Raw genomic sequence first — 19503 nt, 5'->3', positions numbered from 1 at the left:
CAACGACAGTGATGGACAGGACATTGCCATGAGTTCGATGCAACAGCCCGATTTGCCCTCGCAAATGCACGCAGCCCTGCTGCCCGATGCCCCGGTGGCCTTGCTGCGCCTGTCGGCCGATGCCTGCGTGGTGGCCTGCAATCGCGCCGGCCTGGATGTGCTGGGCCAGACCGCCGGGGATCTGATCGGTGCGCCGGCCAGCGTGCTGTGGGGACTGGATGCCGCCAACCTGGTTGGCGACGAAGGCGTGTGGGCCGCTGCGGGCGACGACCCGGCCCGGCGCGTGCGCTATCTGCGCGACCACGCGCATGGCGGCTGGATGCTGTCGCTGCCGCATGTGGAAACCGCCGTGCTGCTGCGCGAGGCCACCCGCCTGGCCGAAGACAGCCGGCCGGTGCCGATTTCGCCGCTGTTGCAGCCGCTGGTGGCGCGCCTGCAGGCCGAGCACGAAGACCGCACGGTGCTGGAGCGCACTGCGCAGGCATTGGCTGGCTGCGAACTGGAACTACTGCTGCCCTCCGGCCTGGGAGAGACCGAGATGGGCCGCCGGCTGCAGGCCGGCTTCGGCAATCTGGCCGAAGCGATTCGCCAGGCAGTGGCGCTGTCGGTGCAGATTGCCGCCGAAGTGCCGCCGCTGGTGGCCGAGAACGATGAGATGGTGCGCCAGTCGCAGGCGCAGACCGACGCACTGGATGGGGCGCGGGACGCGGTGGGGCGGCTGTCGGCCAGCCTGCAGGACATCAATGCGGAACTGGCGCAGGTGATTGCGCTGGCCGCCAGCGCCGACGACAGCGCGCGCCAGGGTGTGGCCGCCGCGCACGCGCTGGGGCAGGCCATGCACGAGGTGGAGCGCCGGGCGGCACGCGCCGGCGAGGTCATCGAGGTGATCGACTCGGTGGCGTTCCAGACCAATATTCTCTCGATCAACGCCAGCATCGAGGCGGCGCATGCCGGCGAAGCCGGGCGCGGTTTTGCCGTGGTTGCCACCGAGATCCGCCGCTTGGCCGAACGTGCCGGTGCGGCGGCACGCGATGTGCGCGCGATCCTGGCCGAAACCAGCGCTGCAGTAGGCGAGGGCGCGGCTTCCGCACGCGGCACCGAAGCGGTGCTCGATGGCATCACCCGCGTGCTTGGCCAGGCCAGTACCGCGATGACCACGGTGGCCGGGCGCATCCAGGCGCAGGATGGCGAAATTCGCGGTATCGAGCAGGCGGTGGATGGCGTGGTCGCGCTGGGCCGCAGCAATCTGCAGCACGCCGCGCATGTGGCCGAACGCAGCGAAGCGCTGGAGCGCGGCACGGAAACCCTGCGCGATTGCGTGGGCCTGTTCCGGTTGCCGGCCGACCCGCTGCAGGTGCCGCGGCATGCCCGCGTCAAGGAGCTGGCGGTTGCCGCCGCAGGCAAGATCGGTACGGCGTTGGCGCAGGCCATCGCGCGCGGGCAGATCGACGAGGCCGCGCTGTTTGCGCGCACCTACCTGCCGATTCCCGGAGTGGAGCCGCCCAAGTTCAGTACCGACTTCGACGCGTTGTGCGACCAACTGCTGCCGGCTCTGCAGGAACCCTTGCTGGAGGCACACCCATGGATCGTCTTCGCGATCAGCGCCAATCCCGACGGCTATGTGCCCACCCATAACCTGCGCTTCACCCAGCCGCTGACCGGCGACCCCAAGCGCGATCTGGTGGGCAACCGCACCAAGCGCAAGTTCACCGACCGTGTTGGCCGCAGCGTCGGCGCACACACCGACCCGTACCGCCTGCAGGTCTATCGCCGCGACACCGGGCAGATCATGTTCGACCTGTCCGCGCCGATCTTCGTGGCGCGCAAGCACTGGGGCGGTCTGCGGGTGGGGTATACGCTGGAATGACCTCGCATGCGGGCGGGCCGGCATTGGGAGGCGGCGCGTTTCGTGTTCTAATCCGCGTCGAAGTGGGGGTACCGCGTCATTGCGCGGTTGAGATAGTCCCTTCGAACCTGATCCGGCTCATACCGGCGTAGGGAAGCTTCGTGAGATGCGATGGTCCGTGCCTGCATGGGTCTTGCGCATTGAGCGCCGCCGCTTCGTCCGCACTGCGACTCCGTCGCAGGGCCAGCGCTACCGGTGCTGGTCTTCCAGCACACAGGACGATGTCATGAACGCCGCGCCCACCGTTTTGCAGCAGCACGCCCAATCCCTGTCCGAGGCCGTGACCCAGCCGATTCCCGGCTCCCGCAAGAGCTTCGTGCAGGGCTCGCGCCCGGACCTGCGGGTGCCGATGCGCGAGATCGCATTGACCCGCACTCCGACCCTGTTCGGTGGCGAAGACAACCCGCCGCTCAGCGTCTACGACACTTCCGGCCCCTATACCGACCCGCAGGCGACGATCGATCTGGCCGCCGGCCTGGCGCCGTTGCGCGCGGACTGGATCGCCGAACGCGGCGATACCGTTGCACTGGAGCAGCTCAGTTCCAGCTTCGGACGCGGTCGCGAGCAGGACGCGCGGCTGGACGCAGTGCGCTTTGCCGCGCGGCGCCTGCCGCAGGTTGCGCGCGCTGGGGCCAACGTCACCCAGATGCATTACGCGCGCCGCGGCATCGTCACCCCGGAGATGGAGTTCGTGGCCATCCGCGAAAACCAGCGGTTGGAGGCGGTCGCCGATGCGGTGCTGCGTCAGCAGCATCCAGGCGAGCAGTTCGGCGCCGCGATCCAGCAGCGCATCACGCCGGATTTCGTGCGCGAGGAGATCGCCCGCGGTCGCGCGATCCTGCCCAACAACATCAACCACCCCGAGAGCGAGCCGATGATTATCGGCCGCAATTTCCTGACCAAGATCAACGCCAACATCGGCAGCAGCGCGGTGTCTTCCGGCATTGCCGAAGAGGTGGAAAAACTGGTGTGGGCGATCCGCTGGGGCGGCGACACGGTGATGGATCTGTCCACCGGCAAGCATATCCACGAGACCCGCGAATGGATCATCCGCAATTCGCCGGTGCCGATCGGCACGGTACCGATCTACCAGGCATTGGAAAAGGTCGACGGACGCGCCGAAGAACTCACCTGGGAGATCTTCCGCGACACCTTGATCGAACAGGCCGAACAAGGCGTGGACTATTTCACCATCCATGCCGGCGTGTTGCTGCGCTATGTGCCGCTGACCGCCAAGCGTCTCACCGGTATCGTGTCGCGCGGCGGTTCCATCCTGGCCAAATGGTGCCTGGCCCATCACAAGGAAAATTTCCTCTACACCCACTTCGAAGACATCTGCGAGATCATGAAGGCCTATGACGTGGCGTTCTCGCTCGGCGATGGCTTGCGTCCTGGCTGCATCGCCGATGCCAACGATGCGGCGCAGTTCGGCGAACTGGAGACGCTGGGCGAGCTGACCCGGCTTGCCTGGAAGCACGATGTGCAAACCATGATCGAGGGTCCGGGGCATGTGCCGATGCAGCTCATCAAGGAAAACATGGACAAGCAGCTGCGCGAATGCGGGGAGGCACCGTTCTATACGCTGGGGCCGCTGACCACCGATATCGCGCCCGGCTACGACCACATCACCAGCGCGATCGGCGCGGCCATGATCGGCTGGTACGGCACCGCGATGCTGTGCTACGTCACGCCCAAGGAGCACCTGGGCCTGCCCAACCGGCAGGATGTGCGCGACGGCATCATGGCCTACAAGATCGCCGCGCATGCCGCCGATCTTGCCAAGGGCCATCCAGGTGCGCAGGTGCGCGACAACGCACTGAGCAAGGCGCGCTTCGAGTTCCGCTGGGAAGACCAGTTCCATCTCGGCCTGGATCCGGAAAAGGCCAAGGAGTTCCATGACGAAACCTTGCCGAAGGACGCACACAAGCTCGCGCATTTCTGTTCGATGTGCGGCCCGCATTTCTGTTCGATGAAGATCACCCAGGACGTGCGCGATTACGCGGCCGAGCATGGGATGGGTGAGGAGCGGGCACTGGTGGCCGGCATGGAAGAAAAGGCGGTGCAGTTCCTGGAGCAGGGGGCGCAGGTCTACCGCGCCTCGTAGGCTGCCAAGACCACGGAGCGGGTAGCCTGACAGGAAGAGTTCAGTTAGCTCCGGCGCAAGTCGCCGGGTGCTGCGCACCTGCCGCGCGGCAATCCGCCGGCAGGCAGCTACGGCCGATAAGGCTCTCGGGCTGCAGAGCTGAATCGCAGATAAAAAAATCGCGCCAGAAGGCGCGAAGAGAACAGCATGGTTATTTGAATGCGTCGGCGAGAGAGAGAGAGCCTGACGTCGCCGCCGGTCATGGCTGGCAACGAGGCATAGGGTAAAATTTGCAACAAATGGATGCATGACGCAGTCGGTCGTGGTCCTTTGCTGAATTTGGCGTTTCGCGTCCCGGCGCGGTGCGTTCTTTGCCGTCTTTTGCGTGCGATGCGTTTCTTTGCCGATGAGTGTCCCTCCCGCTAATGCAATGCCCGCTGGCCGGTTGCGTGTCGGCCAGTGCGTGGTCGACGTCGCCTCGCGCGAAGTGCATGTGCCCGGCGCCCGGCGCGCACTACGCCTGGCACCGAAGTCGCTGGCGGTGCTGCTGACGCTGGCGCGTCAGCCGGGGCAGGTGGTCAGCCGCGAACAGCTGTTGGCCGAAGGGTGGCCGGACACCTTGCCCACCAACGACGTGGTGAATGTCCGTCTGATTAATCATGGTGCCTCCCTAGGGGTGGCCGGACACCTTGCCCACCAACGACGTGGTGACCCAGGCGGTGACGCAGCTGCGCAAGGCGTTTGCCAGCCAGGGCAGCGAGCGTTCGCAGCATATCGAGACCATCGCCAAGACCGGCTACCGCCTGATCGCAGCAGTGGCGTGGGAGACGCACACGCCGGCGCTGCCATCGCCGCCGGCGGCTGGACCACAGCCCGCGCCGCTTCTCGTGCACACCTCGCCTGCTGAGGCGCCGACGACGACAGGCACTGCCGCCTCGGCACATGACGGTTCCGTGCCGTTACCGAGCGCGCCTGCTCCGGATGCATCGGTCGTCGTGCGGCGGCGCTGGATGGCCCTGGGGGTGGCGAGCCTGGCGCTGCTGCTGGTGCTGGGTCTGGCGGTGCAGACGCTGTGGCCGCGTGCGCCGTTGGCCGAGACCGGCCCCGCATCGGCCACCGTGCCGGGCAGTCCCAAGCGGCCCTACCAGGTCATTACCGCCGGTGGCGGTTTTGACCTCACCCCCAGCTTGTCGCCGGATGGCTCGATGGTGGCCTATGCCTCGTTGACCGAAGGCCGCCTGAGCACCTCGATCCTGATTAAGCGCACCGATAGCGCCTACCCGCGCGTGCTGCAAACACCTGCGGCGGGTGTTTCCGATCGGCTGCCGGCGTGGTCGCCGGACGGGCGGGACATCGCCTTCTCGCGGCAGTCGCCCGACGGCACCTGCCGGATCATGATCGCTGCCGCGGCCGGTACCGCAGCGGCGCGCGAAGTGGCGCGCTGCGACGGTGCGGACATGCTCAGTTTCACCTGGTCGCCGGATGGGCGCGCGCTGCTGTTCGGCAGCATGACCGGGGCACGGGGTTGGCCGCGTATCCGCCGCCTGGACCTGGATGGTGGTCAGTGGCAGCCCTTGAACTACAGTTCCAGCGCGAGCGATTTCGACTACGCGCCGCGCTACTCGCCCGACGGGCGCTGGATCGTGTTCCTGCGCAATCCGCAGCTGGGCGACCTGTGGCGGATTCCCGCGCAAGGTGGCACCGCCGAACGCTTGACCCACGACAATGCGGATATCCGCGGCTGGAGCTGGGTGCCGGACGGCAGTGCAGTGGTCTTCGGGCGCCGCGTGGACAGCGAGGCGCGGTTGTATCGGCTGGATCTGCACGATCACCGCCTGCACGACCTGGGTGTGGACGATGCGCAGGCGCCTGACGTGGCGGGCGGCCATCTGGTGTTCGTGCAACGCAGGCCGCAGTTCCGCCTCTACCAGGTCATCCACGACCCCATGAACGGGGGCTACATCCGACGTCGGTTATTTGCCTCCAGCGGGCGCGATGACCACCCGGTGATCGCGCCCGATGGCCGCCAGCTGGTGTTTGCGTCCAATCGCTCCGGCGCCTATGGGCTGTGGTGGGGCGATGTCACGCGGCCCGGCTCGGTGCGCCTGATCGAAGGCGTGCGGCCGGATGCGCGCCAGGCCGCCGACTGGTCGGCCGATGCGCGCAAGGTGCTGGTCAGCGGCAGCGATACGCAAGGGCACGCGGCCTTGTTCGAGGTGACGCCGGGAACAGGCAAGGTGGTGCGCCTGCCGGTGCCGCAGGCACGGCTGCTGCAGGCGATCCATCTGCCCGATCCCGACCGTTTGCTGGTGGTTGCGGCGGGCGAGGATGGGCACACCTTCGCCACCGTGTACGACAGGCGTAGCCAGCCGTGGCGCGCCCTGGCGTCGCTGCCGGATGTGTCACAAGTGCGTCTGGACCGCGTCAGCGGACAACTGCTGTTGACGCGGCTGAGCGGCGGCGGTCTGTGGCAGATCGCACCCTCGTTGGCGGCCGACACCTTGCAGGCCGTCGACCCGCAGCAACCCTCGCGCTGGCGTTACCGGGCCTGGGCGCCGGGCGTTGCCGGGCAGGTGCATTACTTGTTGTCCACCGACACCTGCGCCACCTACGACGCGGCGCTGCGCGTGGGCCATGGCCGGTGCCTGGACGCGACCAAGTTCGCCACCATCAATGGCTTCAGCGTGGACCAGCGCAGTGGTGCGTTGTATGTGGCCCTGGCCGAGGAAGACGGCAGTGCGATCGCCCACATGCCGCTGCCGGAGCGCCCTGGTGCCACGCTGGGCTTCATTTCCAACCTCTTGATGATGCTCAGGAAAATGGCCTCGTAAGTTCTTCGGAAAGGCTTCGTGGCGATTTCGGCACAGCTTCGTCGGAACGTCCTGACTGGCGCCGGATTCGGCAAAACACTGGGCGCTCTTTTGTACAGGGGGCCGCCAACATGCAACAAGTCATCCTCGCCGACCGCGGTCTGGCCGTGCTGCTGGACGCTGCCAGCGACGCGACCCCGACGACGTGTCTGGCGGTGTCGCGGCTGGGCAGCATCCGCACCGTCTCGGCCACCTTCACCTTGTGGGTGCAGCTGCGTGGACGCGCCTGGGTGGAGTCCAGGGAGGGACGCTTCCGGCTGCGTGCTGGCGACTGGATCGCCTTCGACAAGGACTCCCAACCCACCGTGCAGGCCGATCGTGGTGCGCTATGCGTTGGTGTCGGCCTGGATAGCGATAGCCTGCAAGCGCTGGCCGAACTGACCGATGCCACCCTTTATCCCGGACGCAGCCAGTTGACGCGCAGCGATCTGCGCATTGCACTGCGGCTGTGGCGCAACGCGGCCACGCGTAGCGACACTGCCTCGGCACGGCCGCTGCTGTTGCATCTGGCCGCCATGCAGCGCGGTTTCATTGCACAGGAACAGCGCTGCCCGGGGCGTTCGCGCAGCCGCCGTCGCCAGGTCTTCGGCCGCATGCAGCGCGCCCGGCTGTACCTGGAGGGCAACAGCGATCGGGTGGTCCGCATCAGTGAACTGGCGCAACTGACCAACTTCTCCAGTTGGTACGTCTCCAAGACCTTCCAGAGCCTGTACGAGGAAAGCCCGCAGGCCTTGTCGGCCCGCTTGCGCCTGGAGCGCGCCTCGGATTTGCTGCGTGACACCTCGATGATGATCGGCGAGGTCGCGGCCGCCAGCGGCTTCGATAACTGTTGCAGTTTCGCCCGCGCGTTCCGCGCACGCTTCGGCGTCTCTGCCTCCCATTACCGCGACCAGGCAAGCATTCCGCCAGAGTCGGCAAAGCCACGGAACGTGACCCGCAAAGCGACGGCGTTCACGCAACCGTAATTTGCACAGGGGCGCTTAACGCGCCACTAACGAACCCTGGAGAGATTGATGAACCTTCGCACTTCCGCAGTGCGGCTGGGCCTGTTGCCCGCCGGTATTGCGATCGCGTTGACGCCGGCGTTTGCCGCCAATGCACAAGAGCAGTCCGCCCCGTCGACCACGACGCTGGACCGCATCGAGATCACCGGCTCGCGCATCCGCTCGGTCGACGTGGAAACCGCCCAGCCGGTGTTCACCGTGTCCCAGCAGGACATCCAGAAGTCCGGTCTGGTGAGCGTTGGCGACATCCTCCAGAACCTGTCGATCGCCGGCACGCAGACCTACAGCAAGGCGGCGGTGCTGACCTCCAACGCGGAGCAGGGCGGCCAGTACGTCAACCTGTACAACCTGAGTGAAAACCGCACCCTGGTGCTGGTGAATGGCAAGCGTTGGACCAGTAGCCTGAACGGCCTGACCGACATGTCCACCATCCCCAGCTCGCTGATCGAGCGCATCGAAGTCCTGAAGGACGGCGCCTCGGCGATCTATGGCTCCGATGCCGTGGCCGGTGTGGTCAACATCATCCTGCGCCAGAACTACGACGGTGCCGAAGCCTCGGCGTACTTCGGCCAGAACGGCCGTGGCGACGGTTCCAAGGAGCAGTACTCCTTCACCGCCGGCACCACCACCGATCGTTCCTCGCTGGTGTTCGGCGCCAACTACACCAACGAAGACCCGGTGTGGGCCAAGGATCGCGCGCTGACCCGCTATTCGGCCGGCCCGAACCATATCGAAGACGGCCTGAGCGCGACTGGCCCGTGGGGTCGTTTCACCTCCGGCGGCGAAACCTTCATCCTCAACCACACCGGTTCGTTCGACGGCCGTGGCGTGGGTGCCGATTCGCGCAATATCGCCAACTACCACAACGACATCACCACCGACGATTACTTCAACTCCGTCGACCAGATGATGTTGCAGCAGTCCAGCCGCAACAAGTCGATCTTCACCACCGGCAGCTACAACCTCACCGACAGCCTCACCTTCAAGTCGACGGCGATGTACTCCGAGCGCGACTCGAACCGCCAGATTGCCGGTTACCCGCTGCAGGCCGCTTCGCAGCCGCAGTTCCCGGTGGCGATCAGTGGCGCCAGCTACTACAACCCGATTGGCCAGGACATCACCAGCTGGTTCCGTCGTACGACCGAACTGCCGCGCACCACCGAAAGCAACGTCAAGAGCCTGCACTTCGATGCAGCGCTGGAAGGCGTGTTCGACGTTGGCAGCCATGGCTGGAACTGGGACGTGGGCTTCAACTACAACAAGTACGATGTAACGCAGGTGTCGCGCGGCAACATCAACCTGCTGGCGTTGCAGAAGGCGCTGGGCCCGTCGTTCCTCAATGCACAGGGTCAGGTGCAGTGCGGTACCGCAGCGGCTCCGATCGCGCTGGGCACCAGCAATGCGCTGGGCCAGTGCACCCCGTTCAACATCCTGGGTGGCCCGTCGGCCTCCACGCCGAACGCGCTGCAGTACATCAATGCGCTGGGCCAGTCCACGCAGCAAAGCCTGAGCAAGCAGTGGACCGCCAACATCACCGGCGGCCTGGTGGATCTGCCGGCCGGCGAGCTGGGCGTCGCCGCAGGCTTCGAACACCGCCAGATCAGCGGCTATGACTTCCCGGACCAGCTGTCCAGCGCCGGTTACACCACCGACCTCGCTGCGCAGGCCACCGAAGGTCGTTACCAGACCAACGAAGCCTATCTGGAACTGCTGATCCCGGTGCTGAAGGATCTGCCGGGCGCCAAGGAACTGTCGTTCGACGTGGCCGCGCGCTACAGCAACTACAGCCGCTTCGGCGACACCACCAACAGCAAGTTCAGCTTCACCTGGAAGCCGATCGACGACCTGCTGGTGCGCGGTACCTACGGCACCGGCTTCCGTGCGCCGACGCTGTCGGACACCTTCGGCGGCGGCTCGCAGACCTTCGACACCTTCACCGACCCGTGCGATGCCACCTTCGGTTCGCTGGGCAATGCGGGCGTGGCAGCACGTTGCGCGGGTCAAGTGCCGGCTGGCTTCCGCCAGACCGACACGGCCGGTAACCCGGTGACGCGTCGCGACGTGCAGGGCAACGCGCCGTTCAATTCCGGCGTGGGCAATGCGGAGTTGCAGCCGGAAAACAGCATCACCCGTACCGTGGGCATGGTGTACAGCCCGCAGTGGCTGCAGGGCCTGGACCTGTCGCTGGACTGGTACCGCATTTCGATCTCCAACATCATCACCGCGCTGACCGCCAATGATGTGTTGAACAATTGTTACCTCAATAATCTGGAAAACTATTGCGCCGACTTTGCGCGCGATGCGGTCACCGGCCAGGTCACCACGCTGAGCCGCGGCAACGTCAACCTGGGTCGCCTGGAAACCGAAGGCTACAACTTCGGCGTGCGCTACCGCATGCCGGAAACCGCCTACGGCAAGTTCGCCTTCAACCTGGACACCAACTACCTGGCGACCTACAAGTCGCAGGCCGAGTCTGGTGCAGACTGGGCCAATTCGGCCGGTTACTGGAACTTCCCGCGTGTGCGCGCCACCCTGGGTGTGGACTGGTCGCTGGGTTCGCTGTCGGCCAACTGGAACCTGCGCTACTACGGCGGCTTCCGTGACTACTGCTGGGATGCAGCGGCTGGCATCGAGTGCAACGATCCGACCTACCAGACCGCCAATCCGGGCTGGGGCGGCGGTACCGGCGCCAACAAGAAGGGCTCGATCTCCTACCAGGACGTGTCGGTTACCTGGCAGGCTCCGTGGGACGGCAGCGTGACCGTCGGCGCCCGCAACATCTGGAACAAGCAGCCGCCGGTGACCTACTCGATCACCAACAGCAGCACTGCGGCGATCGATCCGATGCTGGACTACGACCGCTTCCTGTTCGTGCAGTACAACCAGCGCTTCTGATGATCGAAGCGTCGTGACACAGACGCGGGCTGAATGCCTGATGCCAGTCAGTTAACGCTGACTGGCATTTTTTTTGTGTATTCACCAACGTGGTTCTCGAACACGCTGCGTCGGGCACGACGTGGCTGCAGCGCAACAACGCAACAACGCAAGACGACTTGAACACGAGGGAATGCAACGATTGCAATAGTGCAATGGTTGCACTAAAGTACGATCGTCCCGACGATCATCCGCCTACAGAACTGCACCATCACCATGTACGCCGCTGACCACCAGCCGCCACATTTCCATGTGCGCATGCGTGATGGCCGCGAGGCGCTTGTCATGATCGCCACCCTCAAGACCCTGACCAGCAGCCTCAAGGCGCGTGAACTGGCCGAGGCCCTGGAATGGGCTGCCGGCAACGTCCCTCTCCTCAATGCCAACTGGCAGGAGTTGAATCCGTGAACCAGCCGCAGTTTTTTATGACCCGTGCCACGCTGGCGGGTCGTGCCCGCCTCGCCCTTTCTTTTGCGGATGGGTTCGCCGCCGAGGTGGATCTCTCCAATGTGATCGACGCTCACCCCACCCTTGCCCTTCTGGCCGATCCTGACGTTTTCGCACAGGTCGGCCTGGACGAATGGAGCCGGGGCGTCACCTTCGCCGGTAACGATGCCTTGACCCTGGCGAGCGACAACCTGCGCGCAATGGCGATCGAGCAAGCCGGCCATTTTTCCCACTCGCAGGTCATCGCCTGGATGGAATCCCACCACCTGACACTGGACCAGGCCGCCGATGCGCTGGGTCTCAGTCGGCGGATGCTGGCTTACTACAGGAGCGGCGAGAAGCTGATCCCCAAGACGGTCGGCCTTGCCATGATCGGGTGGGAGCTGATCGACAGGACCGGCTCTGGCAGGGCCAACGAGGCGCTGGCTTACGCTCAGGTTGCCTAGCAGACCAGCCCAGACGTTCCTGCGCTGTTGCGAATCCGTGCAAAGACGTTCTTGTAGATCGCAACGGCTTCTCGCGCCTTGTGTCGTTTCAGTGGCAGAACGCGGTCAGCCGATCACGCTTCGGTAAGACCCAGCAGGGTATCGGCCTGTTCGCGCCAGGTGGGCAGGCGGGCGATCACGCCAACCTTTGACAGATACTCTTCGTCCACCATCTCGCCGCTGGCCAGTGCCGTGGCCACATGCACCGCGCCGGTGACCCAGAAGCTGCGCACGCTGGAGCGCTGCGGGTGGCGATGGAAGGCGACCGCTTCGATGATCGGCATCGGCAGGCCCCACAGGCCAAGCAGGTAGGCGCCGGCTTCGGTATGACCCAGGCGCTCGTCGCCGCCTTCCGGCAGTGGCTCGCGCTCGTCGCGCACACCCGGCAGCAGCAGGCCGATATCGGCCAGCAGTGCAGCGGTGGAACCCAGTTCCGCGCTGGTTGGCGGCAACACCTTGGCTGCCAGCCGCGAGGAGAGCAGGGAGCGGCGCTGCATCACGCTGCGCTCGGCCGGTGTCAGCGTCTGTATCGAGAAGACCTCGCTGACCAGCACTAGGTCGCGCAGCGTCGCCACGCCCAGGCGGGTGACCGCCGTGCGCAGGTCGGTGATGCTGCGCCCGCCGGAGAAGAACGCCGAGTTGCACAGCTGCAACACCTTGGCGGCGATGGCCGGGTCGCCCGCGATCAGCTTGGCGATATCGGCCGCATCGGCGCCATCCTGTTCTTCCAGCGCATGCATCAGGCTCAGGTATAGATGCGGTGGCGAAGGCAGTTTCTCGATCCGGCCAATGGCCGCGCGCAGGCGTGGGTTGCCTAGCAGATCGCGCAATTCTTCCAGGCTGGTGACCGCTTCGAGCAGCACCTCCGGTGCCAGCGGCATCGGCAGGAAGCGGTGTGCCACGCCGATGATGCGGGCGGGCGGCGTCCGCTGGCCGTCCTGGGCATCGATCAGCGCGATCCGGATCGTGTCCGGCCGCAGGGTGCGGATCTGCCCCAGCAAGGTGGCGGCCGTCAGGTCCGGCAGCACCGGCGCCACGATCACCGCATCGAAGGGCGACAGCGCGGCCGCGGCGATCGCCGAATTTCCATCGGCGACCCGCTGCGCCTGCCACTGCTCGCCGAGCTCGGCAACATAGTCGATCAGGTCGGACGGAAGGCTGGCTTCGTCCCCCACAAACAGAATACGCAAGACATTTCCCCAGATGTCACCGGTGACGGACACCGGTCATACGCAATTGGCAATGTACCTAATCTGCCGCCGGCGGTCATCGGGATCACGCCGGAAGCGTGATCCCGAGCGCCCCGCACTGCGCGGGGCCATTGCATGCCGAACCGCTCAGGCCACGTCGGAATTGAAGCGTTCCACCGATTCGACCAGGATGCGCTTGGCCTCGGCTGCACCGCCCCAGCCGTCTAGCTTGACCCACTTGCCCTTCTCCAGATCCTTGTAATGTTCGAAGAAGTGGCCGATACGCTCCATCCAGTGGCTGGACACCTGGTTGATGTCCTCGATGTGCGCGTAGCCGGAGAAGATCTTCTCGATCGGCACCGCCAGGATCTTTTCATCGCTGCCGGCTTCGTCGCTCATGCGCAGCACGCCCACCGGGCGGCAACGCACCACCGAGCCCGGCACCAGCGGCAGCGGCAGCACCACCAGCACGTCGGCCGGATCGCCGTCGCCGCACAAGGTGTTGGGCACATAGCCGTAGTTGCAGGGGTAGCGCATCGGGGTGGACAGGATGCGATCGACGAAGATCGCCCCGCTGGCCTTGTCCACTTCGTACTTGACTGGCTCGGAATCCTTGGGGATTTCGATGACGACGTTGATTTCTTCCGGCAGATTCTTGCCAGAGGTGACCAGTTCAAGACCCATGCGCGTAGCTCCGAGGCGTCAGCAGTGTGTGGAGCGCGATTCTACGCGTTCGGCTGTTGCGCTGCAGCGACCCTGAATGGGCGCAGATCCGATGGCCGGCCACGGCCTGACGGTGCGGCTGGCCGGACCCGCCCGATTGCGCCGCCCGCGCCGCCGCGCCAACCCGGAAGCGCCGCAGGCGCGGCTGGCCGGTCAGCCGCGCTAGAGCAAGGGCACCAGCAACAGCGCCACGATGTTGATGATCTTGATTAGCGGGTTGATCGCCGGGCCTGCGGTGTCCTTGTACGGGTCGCCGACGGTATCGCCGGTGATCGCCGCCTTGTGCGCCTCGCTGCCCTTGCCGCCGAAGTGGCCGTCTTCGATGTATTTCTTGGCGTTGTCCCAGGCACCACCGCCGGTGGTCATGGAAATGGCCAGGAACAGCCCGGTGACGATGGTGCCGATCAGCAGGCCGCCCAGTGCGCGCGGCCCCAGCAACACGCCCACCACGATCGGGACCACCACCGGCAGCAGCGAGGGCACGATCATTTCGCGGATCGCCGAGCGGGTCAGCATGTCCACCGCCCGGTCGTACTGCGGCTTGGCGGTGCCGGCCATGATGCCGGGGATCTCGCGGAACTGGCGGCGCACTTCTTCCACCACCGCGCCTGCCGCACGGCCCACCGCTTCCATCGCCATCGCCCCGAACAGATACGGAATCAGGCCGCCGATCAACAGGCCGATGATGACCGTGTGGTCGGACAGGTCGAAGGCAAACACCTGGCCGGGATGGGCGGCCTGCAGGTTGTGGGTGTAGTCGGCGAACAGCACCAGCGCGGCCAGCGCCGCCGATCCGATCGCATAGCCCTTGGTCACCGCCTTGGTGGTGTTGCCCACCGCATCCAGCGGGTCGGTGATGCTGCGCACTTCCGGTGGCAGCTCGGCCATCTCGGCGATGCCGCCGGCGTTGTCGGTGATGGGGCCGTAGGCGTCCAGCGCCACGATCATGCCGGCCATGGACAACATGGCGGTGGCGGCAATGGCGATGCCGTACAGGCCACCGAAGTGGAACGCGCTCCAGATCGCGGCACACACCGCAATCACCGGCAGCGCGGTGGATTTCATCGAAATTCCCAGCCCGGCGATGATGTTGGTGCCATGGCCGGTGGTACTGGCAGAGGCAACCTGTTGCACCGGCGCGTATTGGGTGCCGGTGTAGTACTCGGTGATCCAGACGATCAGGCCGGTCAGCACCAGGCCGATCACTGCGCACAGATACAGCGCGGTGGCGCCATGGCTGTTGTCGCGCATCAACACCTGGGTAATCGGCCAGTACGCCAGCGCCGCCAGGATGCCCGAGACGATCACCCCCTTGTAGAGGGCGCCCATGATCGAGCCGCCGGTCTTGACCTTGACGAAGACCGCGCCCACGATCGAGGCGATGATCGAAACCCCGCCCAGCACCAGCGGATACAGCACCGCATGCGGCCCCGTCTCGGCCAGGGTCAGGCTGCCGAGCAGCATCGTGGCGATCACGGTCACCGCGTAGGTTTCGAACAGGTCGGCCGCCATGCCGGCGCAATCGCCCACGTTGTCGCCCACGTTGTCGGCAATCACCGCCGGATTGCGAGGGTCGTCTTCGGGAATGCCCGCTTCCACCTTGCCCACCAGGTCCGCGCCCACATCCGCGCCCTTGGTGAAGATGCCGCCGCCCAGGCGCGCGAAGATCGAGATCAGCGACGACCCGAACGCCAGCCCCACCAGGGCATGCAGGTTCTGCTCCAGCGCCAGCCCCATGGCCTGCAGCACGGCGTAGTATCCGGCCACGCCGAGCAGCCCCAGGCCCACCACCAGCATGCCGGTGATCGCGCCACCGCGGAACGCCACGTCCATCGCCTTGCCGATGCCCTGGCGCGCGGCTTCGGCGGTCCGCACGTTGGCCCGCACCGACACGTTCATGCCGATATACCCGGCCAGCCCGGACAGCACGGCGCCGAGCGCAAAACCAATCGCGGTGTACCAGCTGAGGAACAGCCCGACCAGCACGAACAGCACGCCGCCAACGATCGCAATGGAGAGGTATTGCCGGTTGAGATAGGCGCGCGCGCCCTCCTGGATCGCGGCGGCAATTTCCTGCATGCGGGCATTGCCGCTCGGCTGCGCGACCACCCAGCGCGCCAGGATCATCCCGTAGACGATTGCCACCACCGCACAACCCAGCGCAAGTACCAACCCGTAATGTTCCAGCATGACCCCTCCCAAAGAATGGATGTCATCCGGTCGGACGAACCAAGGGCGATGCACGACGAGTGGAGGCGATTACGGACTCGACGGCCGCAAGGGCCACAATGCGCGTCGCGATGTTCAATGGCCGGATCGCGGCCGAGTATGCGCCGCTGTTTGCAGGGGTGCCACCACAACGGCTTTGGCGTGTCGTTCAGTTGCTGCGTGACAGCCTGCGGCCACCACGATCCAGCCGATCCTAGGAAGTGACCATGTCCAACTACACCGCGTCCAGTTCCGCCACTGTGCTGCTCGCCATGCTTTTCGCTGGCAGCGCATTGGCTGCAGACCCCACCCCGGAACTGAAGCCGCGTGCGCCCGGTACCGCGCAGGCGATCGGCGCCGTTCACACCTTGCGACAGATCCCGGAGGCCTGTGCACGGCTCGAAGGAGTGTTCACCGGAAATGCCGCGCAGCCGTATACGTTCTCGGTGGTGCGCAGCAGCCCCACCTGCCAGCCGCGCGCACGCCTGGTTGACTACGCCAAGGCCGCTCCCAGCGTTGCGTCGGGCTGGATCTTCAACGACGTGATCCGCGTCCCCAGCGCGGCCTGCCCCAGCCAGCAGGCAGTGGTGCGCATCTGGCGCAAACCGGTGGACGCCAAGCCGCAGCTGGATGGGCAAGGCCAGTCGCGCATCTATCTGGAAGACGCCAAGCAGCAGGCGGCTGCGGGAAGAATCCCGCAGGTGCCGATGTTCGCTGCGCAGCAGGTCATGGAAGGCAAGGCCTGCCAGTGAGGAGTGTGAAGACCGCAGGCGTGGTGGAGCGACGCCTGCGCGCGCAAGGCTAGGCCACCAGTCCTGCTGGATAGATGACCGTCGGCATCATGCGAAGAGCGCCGGGAGGAACGCGATCCTCCCGGACGCGCAAAGGTCAGTTGCTTTGAGGAAAGCTAATCCCGGGCGATGCGCCACCGAAGGAAGTGCAGCTACCGAGTGTCAGGTTGTTCTGCTCAAACGTCTCGCCGGAATCGCCTATGCAGGCCGGCGCATTTGCCGTGCCGTCGTTTACGGCAACATTCACCGTCACGCGTGAGCCCCGGTTGAAAGATACAGTCTGCGTGCGTGCGCCATTTCCGAACACATTGAATTCGGACTTGCGCCAGATCTTGTTGATATGCACCGTGGAAGCGGCCTGGCTCACGCTGTAGGCACGCCCGTTGATCGAGAACGTTGCGGTGTCAACACCTCCTGAGGTCGCTGATCCGGTGAGTTTGACACTGCCGATGCCCGACACCGGCACCAGCGGTGCGCTCACCGAATCGCTGTTATGGACGCATGCGTTGCCATCGTAGGCATCCCAGCCAGATGGGCAACCGACGGCCTTATACTCCGCAGAACTCGTTGCATAGACCCAGCTTTCGATGAAGACGACCGGCTGGAAGCCATTGCTGGAGTCCCCATCAAAATCGCTGGAGTACACGTACTGCTGCCAGGTCTTGCACGAGGAAAAGCCGAATTGCGCGCAAGCGGCTGGATTACTGTCGTTGTCGGTGTTGATCTGCAGCGAGTACTGGACAACGCCGGTTGTGACGCCACTGACGCTTGGAAACGAACCGACCACCGAGCGGGTCGGCCTGCTTGAGAGCGCGGCATAATCGTTCCCGTTACCGACGACGAGCGCCTGATCGGCGGTGGCAGTGGTTCGACCGCTGCCATTTGCAGTGCGCTTTCGTCCTACGATCGCCTTCGGCGGTGGACCGCAACGCACCGCCTGCCAACCTTTGTCCGGGAACGTAGAGCGGAAGCAGCCCTCCATGTTGGGTGCCTCCTGCCTAAGCGTTGACTCCCACCCCGACATGGCTTCAACACGGCCCGCCTCACTCATTGCGGAGACAGCATCCACAACCCCTACGCTGGTAATGCTCCCAATGATGCATGCCCTAAACACATGCTTCGATTTGGATTTCATAACGTTTTATTCCCCATGAAGATCGAGTTAACGAGCATCCTTGGAGCGTCAAAAGTCACAGGGCTAGGAGCAGAAGGCGCAGCTTCGGTAGCGAAGTAATAACTTCATGCTGATCGCATACGGTGAGTGCCGTCACTAAGCTCGCCACCAAGATGGTGGGAACTCAAGGAGTGAGCTGTGCCGCCAGGGTTTCGGCATTTGATGCATATCGTCTGCCATTTTCGTGCGTTTCATCCTGGCGCGAGCCGTAGCGCCAAGTTGCAGGTAGCCCAATTGAACCGGCTGCCACTCCCGTGGCGCATCGATCTGGCAGCCATCTGTCGCCACATTCACGGCGATGCCGCGTTGGCATCAAGCTGCTGCTTCGATGCGGCGGCACGCCATCGTCTGCCTGTCCAGGTGCGGATGCGTCAACACCTGGAGCGCGGCGGCCTGGCTGGGCTCAGCCTTCCCAGGCCGGCAGTTTCTTCGCCACCGCCACGTTCTTCAGGCTGACGTATTTCGGTAGGCCATCGCTGCCGTAAGCCAGCGGTGCTTCGCCCTTGATCAGCGGTGCGAAGTAACGACGGGCGCGCTCGGTGATGCCGAAGCCGTCCTTGCGCAGGAAGCTGGGCGGCATCTTCTTTTCGTGGTTGGCCACCTTGTGCAGCGGAGCCGGTACGATCTTCCAGCGATATGGCGTATCGCTGACGCGTTCGATCACCGGGATCACCGCGTTCATGCCCTTGAGGGCGTACTGCACGGCCGCCTTGCCCACGGCCTGGGCCTGTTCCCAGTCGGTCTTGGACGCCAGGTGACGCGCGGAGCGCTGCAGGTAATCGGGCAGCGTCCAGTGGACCTTGTAGCCCAGCTCCTGTTTGACCTGTGCGGCGAGGAGCGCGGCGACGCCGCCGAGTTGCGCATGACCGAACGAATCGGCCGCGCCGCCGGCATCGGCGACGAAGCGGCCGTGTGCGTCCTGGATGCCTTCGCTGGCCACCACCACGCACCAGCCGACCTTCTCCACAATTTGTTTCACCTTGGCCAGGAACACTGCCTGGTCAAAGGCGCGCTCGGGCAGCAGGATGATCTGCGGTGCGTCGTCCGGTCCCTGGCCGGCCAGGCCCGCGGCGGCGGCCAGCCAGCCGGCGTGGCGGCCCATCGCCTCGTAGATGAAGACCTTGGTGGAGGTGTCGGCCATGGCGGCGACGTCCAGCGCGGCCTCACGCACCGACACGGCGGTGTACTTGGCGGCCGAACCGAAGCCGGGGCAGGTATCGGTCACTGCCAGGTCGTTGTCGATGGTCTTGGGCACGCCGATGCACTGCAGCGGGTAGCCATAGGCTTTGGCCAGCTGCGAGACCTTCCAGGCGGTATCGGCCGAATCGTTGCCGCCGTTGTAGAGGAACCAGCGCACGTCGTGCGCGCGCAGCACCTCCAGCAGGCGGTCGTACTTGGCGCGGTCGTCTTCCAGCGACTTGAGCTTGTAGCGGCACGAGCCGAATGCACCGCCGGGCGTCTGCGCCAGTGCGGCGATCGCGGCAGCTGATTCTTTGGAGGTGTCGATCAACTCCTCGCGTAATGCACCCAGGATGCCATTGCGCGCGGCCAGCACCTTGATCTTGCGCGCGCGCGCTTCGCCGATCACGCCGGCGGCAGTGGCATTGATGACGGCGGTGACGCCGCCGGACTGGGCATACAACAGATTGCCGGTGGTCATAGGGGACAGGCTCCTCACAGGGGCGATG

Annotated in this window: 13 protein-coding genes, 1 pseudogene and 1 riboswitch; of the genes and pseudogenes, 9 read left to right on the top strand and 5 right to left on the bottom strand. The window is 65.3% G+C overall.

Features of this window, described 5'->3' with window-relative positions:
* Positions 1 to 28: 28 nt before the first annotated feature.
* The 7 genes and pseudogenes from ACCQ13_RS15810 (at position 29) to ACCQ13_RS15780 (ending at position 11690) form a co-directional block, all read left to right on the top strand.
* Positions 29 to 1867, top strand: a complete 1839-nt coding sequence (locus ACCQ13_RS15810; RefSeq protein WP_274391972.1) for a methyl-accepting chemotaxis protein — start codon at positions 29 to 31, stop codon at positions 1865 to 1867.
* 54 nt (positions 1868 to 1921) lie between these two features.
* Positions 1922 to 2019, top strand: a riboswitch (TPP riboswitch).
* Positions 2020 to 2132: 113 nt separating this feature from the next.
* On the top strand, positions 2133 to 4010 hold the full coding sequence (thiC, locus tag ACCQ13_RS15805; RefSeq protein ID WP_274391971.1) for a phosphomethylpyrimidine synthase ThiC: 1878 nt from the start codon (positions 2133 to 2135) through the stop codon (positions 4008 to 4010).
* Between the two features lie 404 nt (positions 4011 to 4414).
* A pseudogene (locus ACCQ13_RS15800) lies at positions 4415 to 6820 on the top strand (winged helix-turn-helix transcriptional regulator); the annotation flags it as partial.
* A 110-nt stretch (positions 6821 to 6930) separates the two neighbouring features.
* Positions 6931 to 7824 carry a helix-turn-helix transcriptional regulator gene (locus ACCQ13_RS15795; RefSeq protein ID WP_104602564.1) on the top strand — a complete coding sequence of 298 codons (894 nt, stop codon included), beginning with the start codon at positions 6931 to 6933 and terminating at the stop codon, positions 7822 to 7824.
* 48 nt (positions 7825 to 7872) lie between these two features.
* A complete protein-coding gene (locus ACCQ13_RS15790; RefSeq protein ID WP_274391970.1) occupies positions 7873 to 10758 on the top strand; it encodes a TonB-dependent receptor plug domain-containing protein in 2886 nt (961 codons plus the stop codon).
* Positions 10759 to 11013: 255 nt separating this feature from the next.
* Positions 11014 to 11205 carry a DUF4160 domain-containing protein gene (locus ACCQ13_RS15785; RefSeq protein ID WP_104602611.1) on the top strand — a complete coding sequence of 64 codons (192 nt, stop codon included), beginning with the start codon at positions 11014 to 11016 and terminating at the stop codon, positions 11203 to 11205.
* Entirely contained in the window at positions 11202 to 11690 is a 489-nt protein-coding gene (locus ACCQ13_RS15780) for a DUF2442 domain-containing protein (RefSeq protein WP_104602562.1), read from the top strand. The genes ACCQ13_RS15785 and ACCQ13_RS15780 overlap by 4 nt, the downstream gene beginning before the upstream one ends.
* A 113-nt stretch (positions 11691 to 11803) precedes the next feature.
* On the opposite strand, the gene ACCQ13_RS15775 is transcribed toward ACCQ13_RS15780, so the two are convergent.
* Both ACCQ13_RS15775 and ppa read right to left on the bottom strand, forming a co-directional pair.
* Positions 11804 to 12952, bottom strand: coding sequence for an HDOD domain-containing protein (locus tag ACCQ13_RS15775; protein ID WP_167526936.1), 1149 nt, complete (start codon positions 12950 to 12952; stop codon positions 11804 to 11806).
* Positions 12953 to 13066: 114 nt separating this feature from the next.
* Positions 13067 to 13603 (bottom strand): inorganic diphosphatase, encoded by a 537-nt coding sequence (ppa, locus tag ACCQ13_RS15770; RefSeq protein ID WP_104602561.1) that lies wholly within the window; start codon positions 13601 to 13603, stop codon positions 13067 to 13069.
* A gap of 76 nt (positions 13604 to 13679) precedes the next feature.
* Here ppa and ACCQ13_RS15765 point away from each other — a divergent pair, with 76 nt between their 5' ends.
* The gene (locus tag ACCQ13_RS15765) at positions 13680 to 13808 is read left to right on the top strand and encodes a hypothetical protein (protein ID WP_267313091.1); all 129 of its coding nucleotides are present in this window, start codon (positions 13680 to 13682) and stop codon (positions 13806 to 13808) included.
* Here ACCQ13_RS15765 and ACCQ13_RS15760 read toward each other — a convergent pair.
* Complete coding sequence (locus tag ACCQ13_RS15760; RefSeq protein WP_104602560.1) at positions 13805 to 15832, bottom strand: sodium-translocating pyrophosphatase; 2028 nt, start codon at positions 15830 to 15832, stop codon at positions 13805 to 13807. The genes ACCQ13_RS15765 and ACCQ13_RS15760 overlap by 4 nt on opposite strands.
* A 290-nt stretch (positions 15833 to 16122) precedes the next feature.
* Here ACCQ13_RS15760 and ACCQ13_RS15755 point away from each other — a divergent pair, with 290 nt between their 5' ends.
* Complete coding sequence (locus ACCQ13_RS15755) at positions 16123 to 16602, top strand: hypothetical protein (protein WP_159408016.1); 480 nt, start codon at positions 16123 to 16125, stop codon at positions 16600 to 16602.
* Between the two features lie 136 nt (positions 16603 to 16738).
* On the opposite strand, the gene ACCQ13_RS15750 is transcribed toward ACCQ13_RS15755, so the two are convergent.
* Together ACCQ13_RS15750 and ACCQ13_RS15745 are read right to left on the bottom strand one after the other, a co-directional pair.
* Positions 16739 to 17776, bottom strand: a complete 1038-nt coding sequence (locus ACCQ13_RS15750) for a hypothetical protein (protein WP_274391969.1) — start codon at positions 17774 to 17776, stop codon at positions 16739 to 16741.
* A gap of 442 nt (positions 17777 to 18218) precedes the next feature.
* Complete coding sequence (locus ACCQ13_RS15745) at positions 18219 to 19475, bottom strand: 6-phosphofructokinase (protein ID WP_104602558.1); 1257 nt, start codon at positions 19473 to 19475, stop codon at positions 18219 to 18221.
* Between the last annotated feature and the right edge of the window lie 28 nt (positions 19476 to 19503).

Source organism: Xanthomonas sp. NCPPB 1638, from assembly GCF_041475635.2.
Classification (GTDB): Bacteria; Pseudomonadota; Gammaproteobacteria; order Xanthomonadales; family Xanthomonadaceae; genus Xanthomonas; species Xanthomonas cucurbitae.
Note: the sequence above shows the minus strand (reverse complement) of the source record. Positions and strands in the feature narration are given on the sequence as shown.

What these genes read in the sequence shown, in the direction of transcription:
- ACCQ13_RS15810 (WP_274391972.1), top strand. Translation starts at nt 29, where the DNA reads ATGAGTTCGATGCAACAGCCCGATTTGCCCTCGCAAATGCACGCAGCC.
- thiC (WP_274391971.1), top strand. Translation starts at nt 2,133, where the DNA reads ATGAACGCCGCGCCCACCGTTTTGCAGCAGCACGCCCAATCCCTGTCC.
- ACCQ13_RS15795 (WP_104602564.1), top strand. Translation starts at nt 6,931, where the DNA reads ATGCAACAAGTCATCCTCGCCGACCGCGGTCTGGCCGTGCTGCTGGAC.
- ACCQ13_RS15790 (WP_274391970.1), top strand. Translation starts at nt 7,873, where the DNA reads ATGAACCTTCGCACTTCCGCAGTGCGGCTGGGCCTGTTGCCCGCCGGT.
- ACCQ13_RS15785 (WP_104602611.1), top strand. Translation starts at nt 11,014, where the DNA reads ATGTACGCCGCTGACCACCAGCCGCCACATTTCCATGTGCGCATGCGT.
- ppa (WP_104602561.1), bottom strand. Translation starts at nt 13,603, where the DNA reads ATGGGTCTTGAACTGGTCACCTCTGGCAAGAATCTGCCGGAAGAAATC.
- ACCQ13_RS15765 (WP_267313091.1), top strand. Translation starts at nt 13,680, where the DNA reads ATGGGCGCAGATCCGATGGCCGGCCACGGCCTGACGGTGCGGCTGGCC.
- ACCQ13_RS15760 (WP_104602560.1), bottom strand. Translation starts at nt 15,832, where the DNA reads ATGCTGGAACATTACGGGTTGGTACTTGCGCTGGGTTGTGCGGTGGTG.
- ACCQ13_RS15755 (WP_159408016.1), top strand. Translation starts at nt 16,123, where the DNA reads ATGCTTTTCGCTGGCAGCGCATTGGCTGCAGACCCCACCCCGGAACTG.
- ACCQ13_RS15750 (WP_274391969.1), bottom strand. Translation starts at nt 17,776, where the DNA reads ATGAAATCCAAATCGAAGCATGTGTTTAGGGCATGCATCATTGGGAGC.
- ACCQ13_RS15745 (WP_104602558.1), bottom strand. Translation starts at nt 19,475, where the DNA reads ATGACCACCGGCAATCTGTTGTATGCCCAGTCCGGCGGCGTCACCGCC.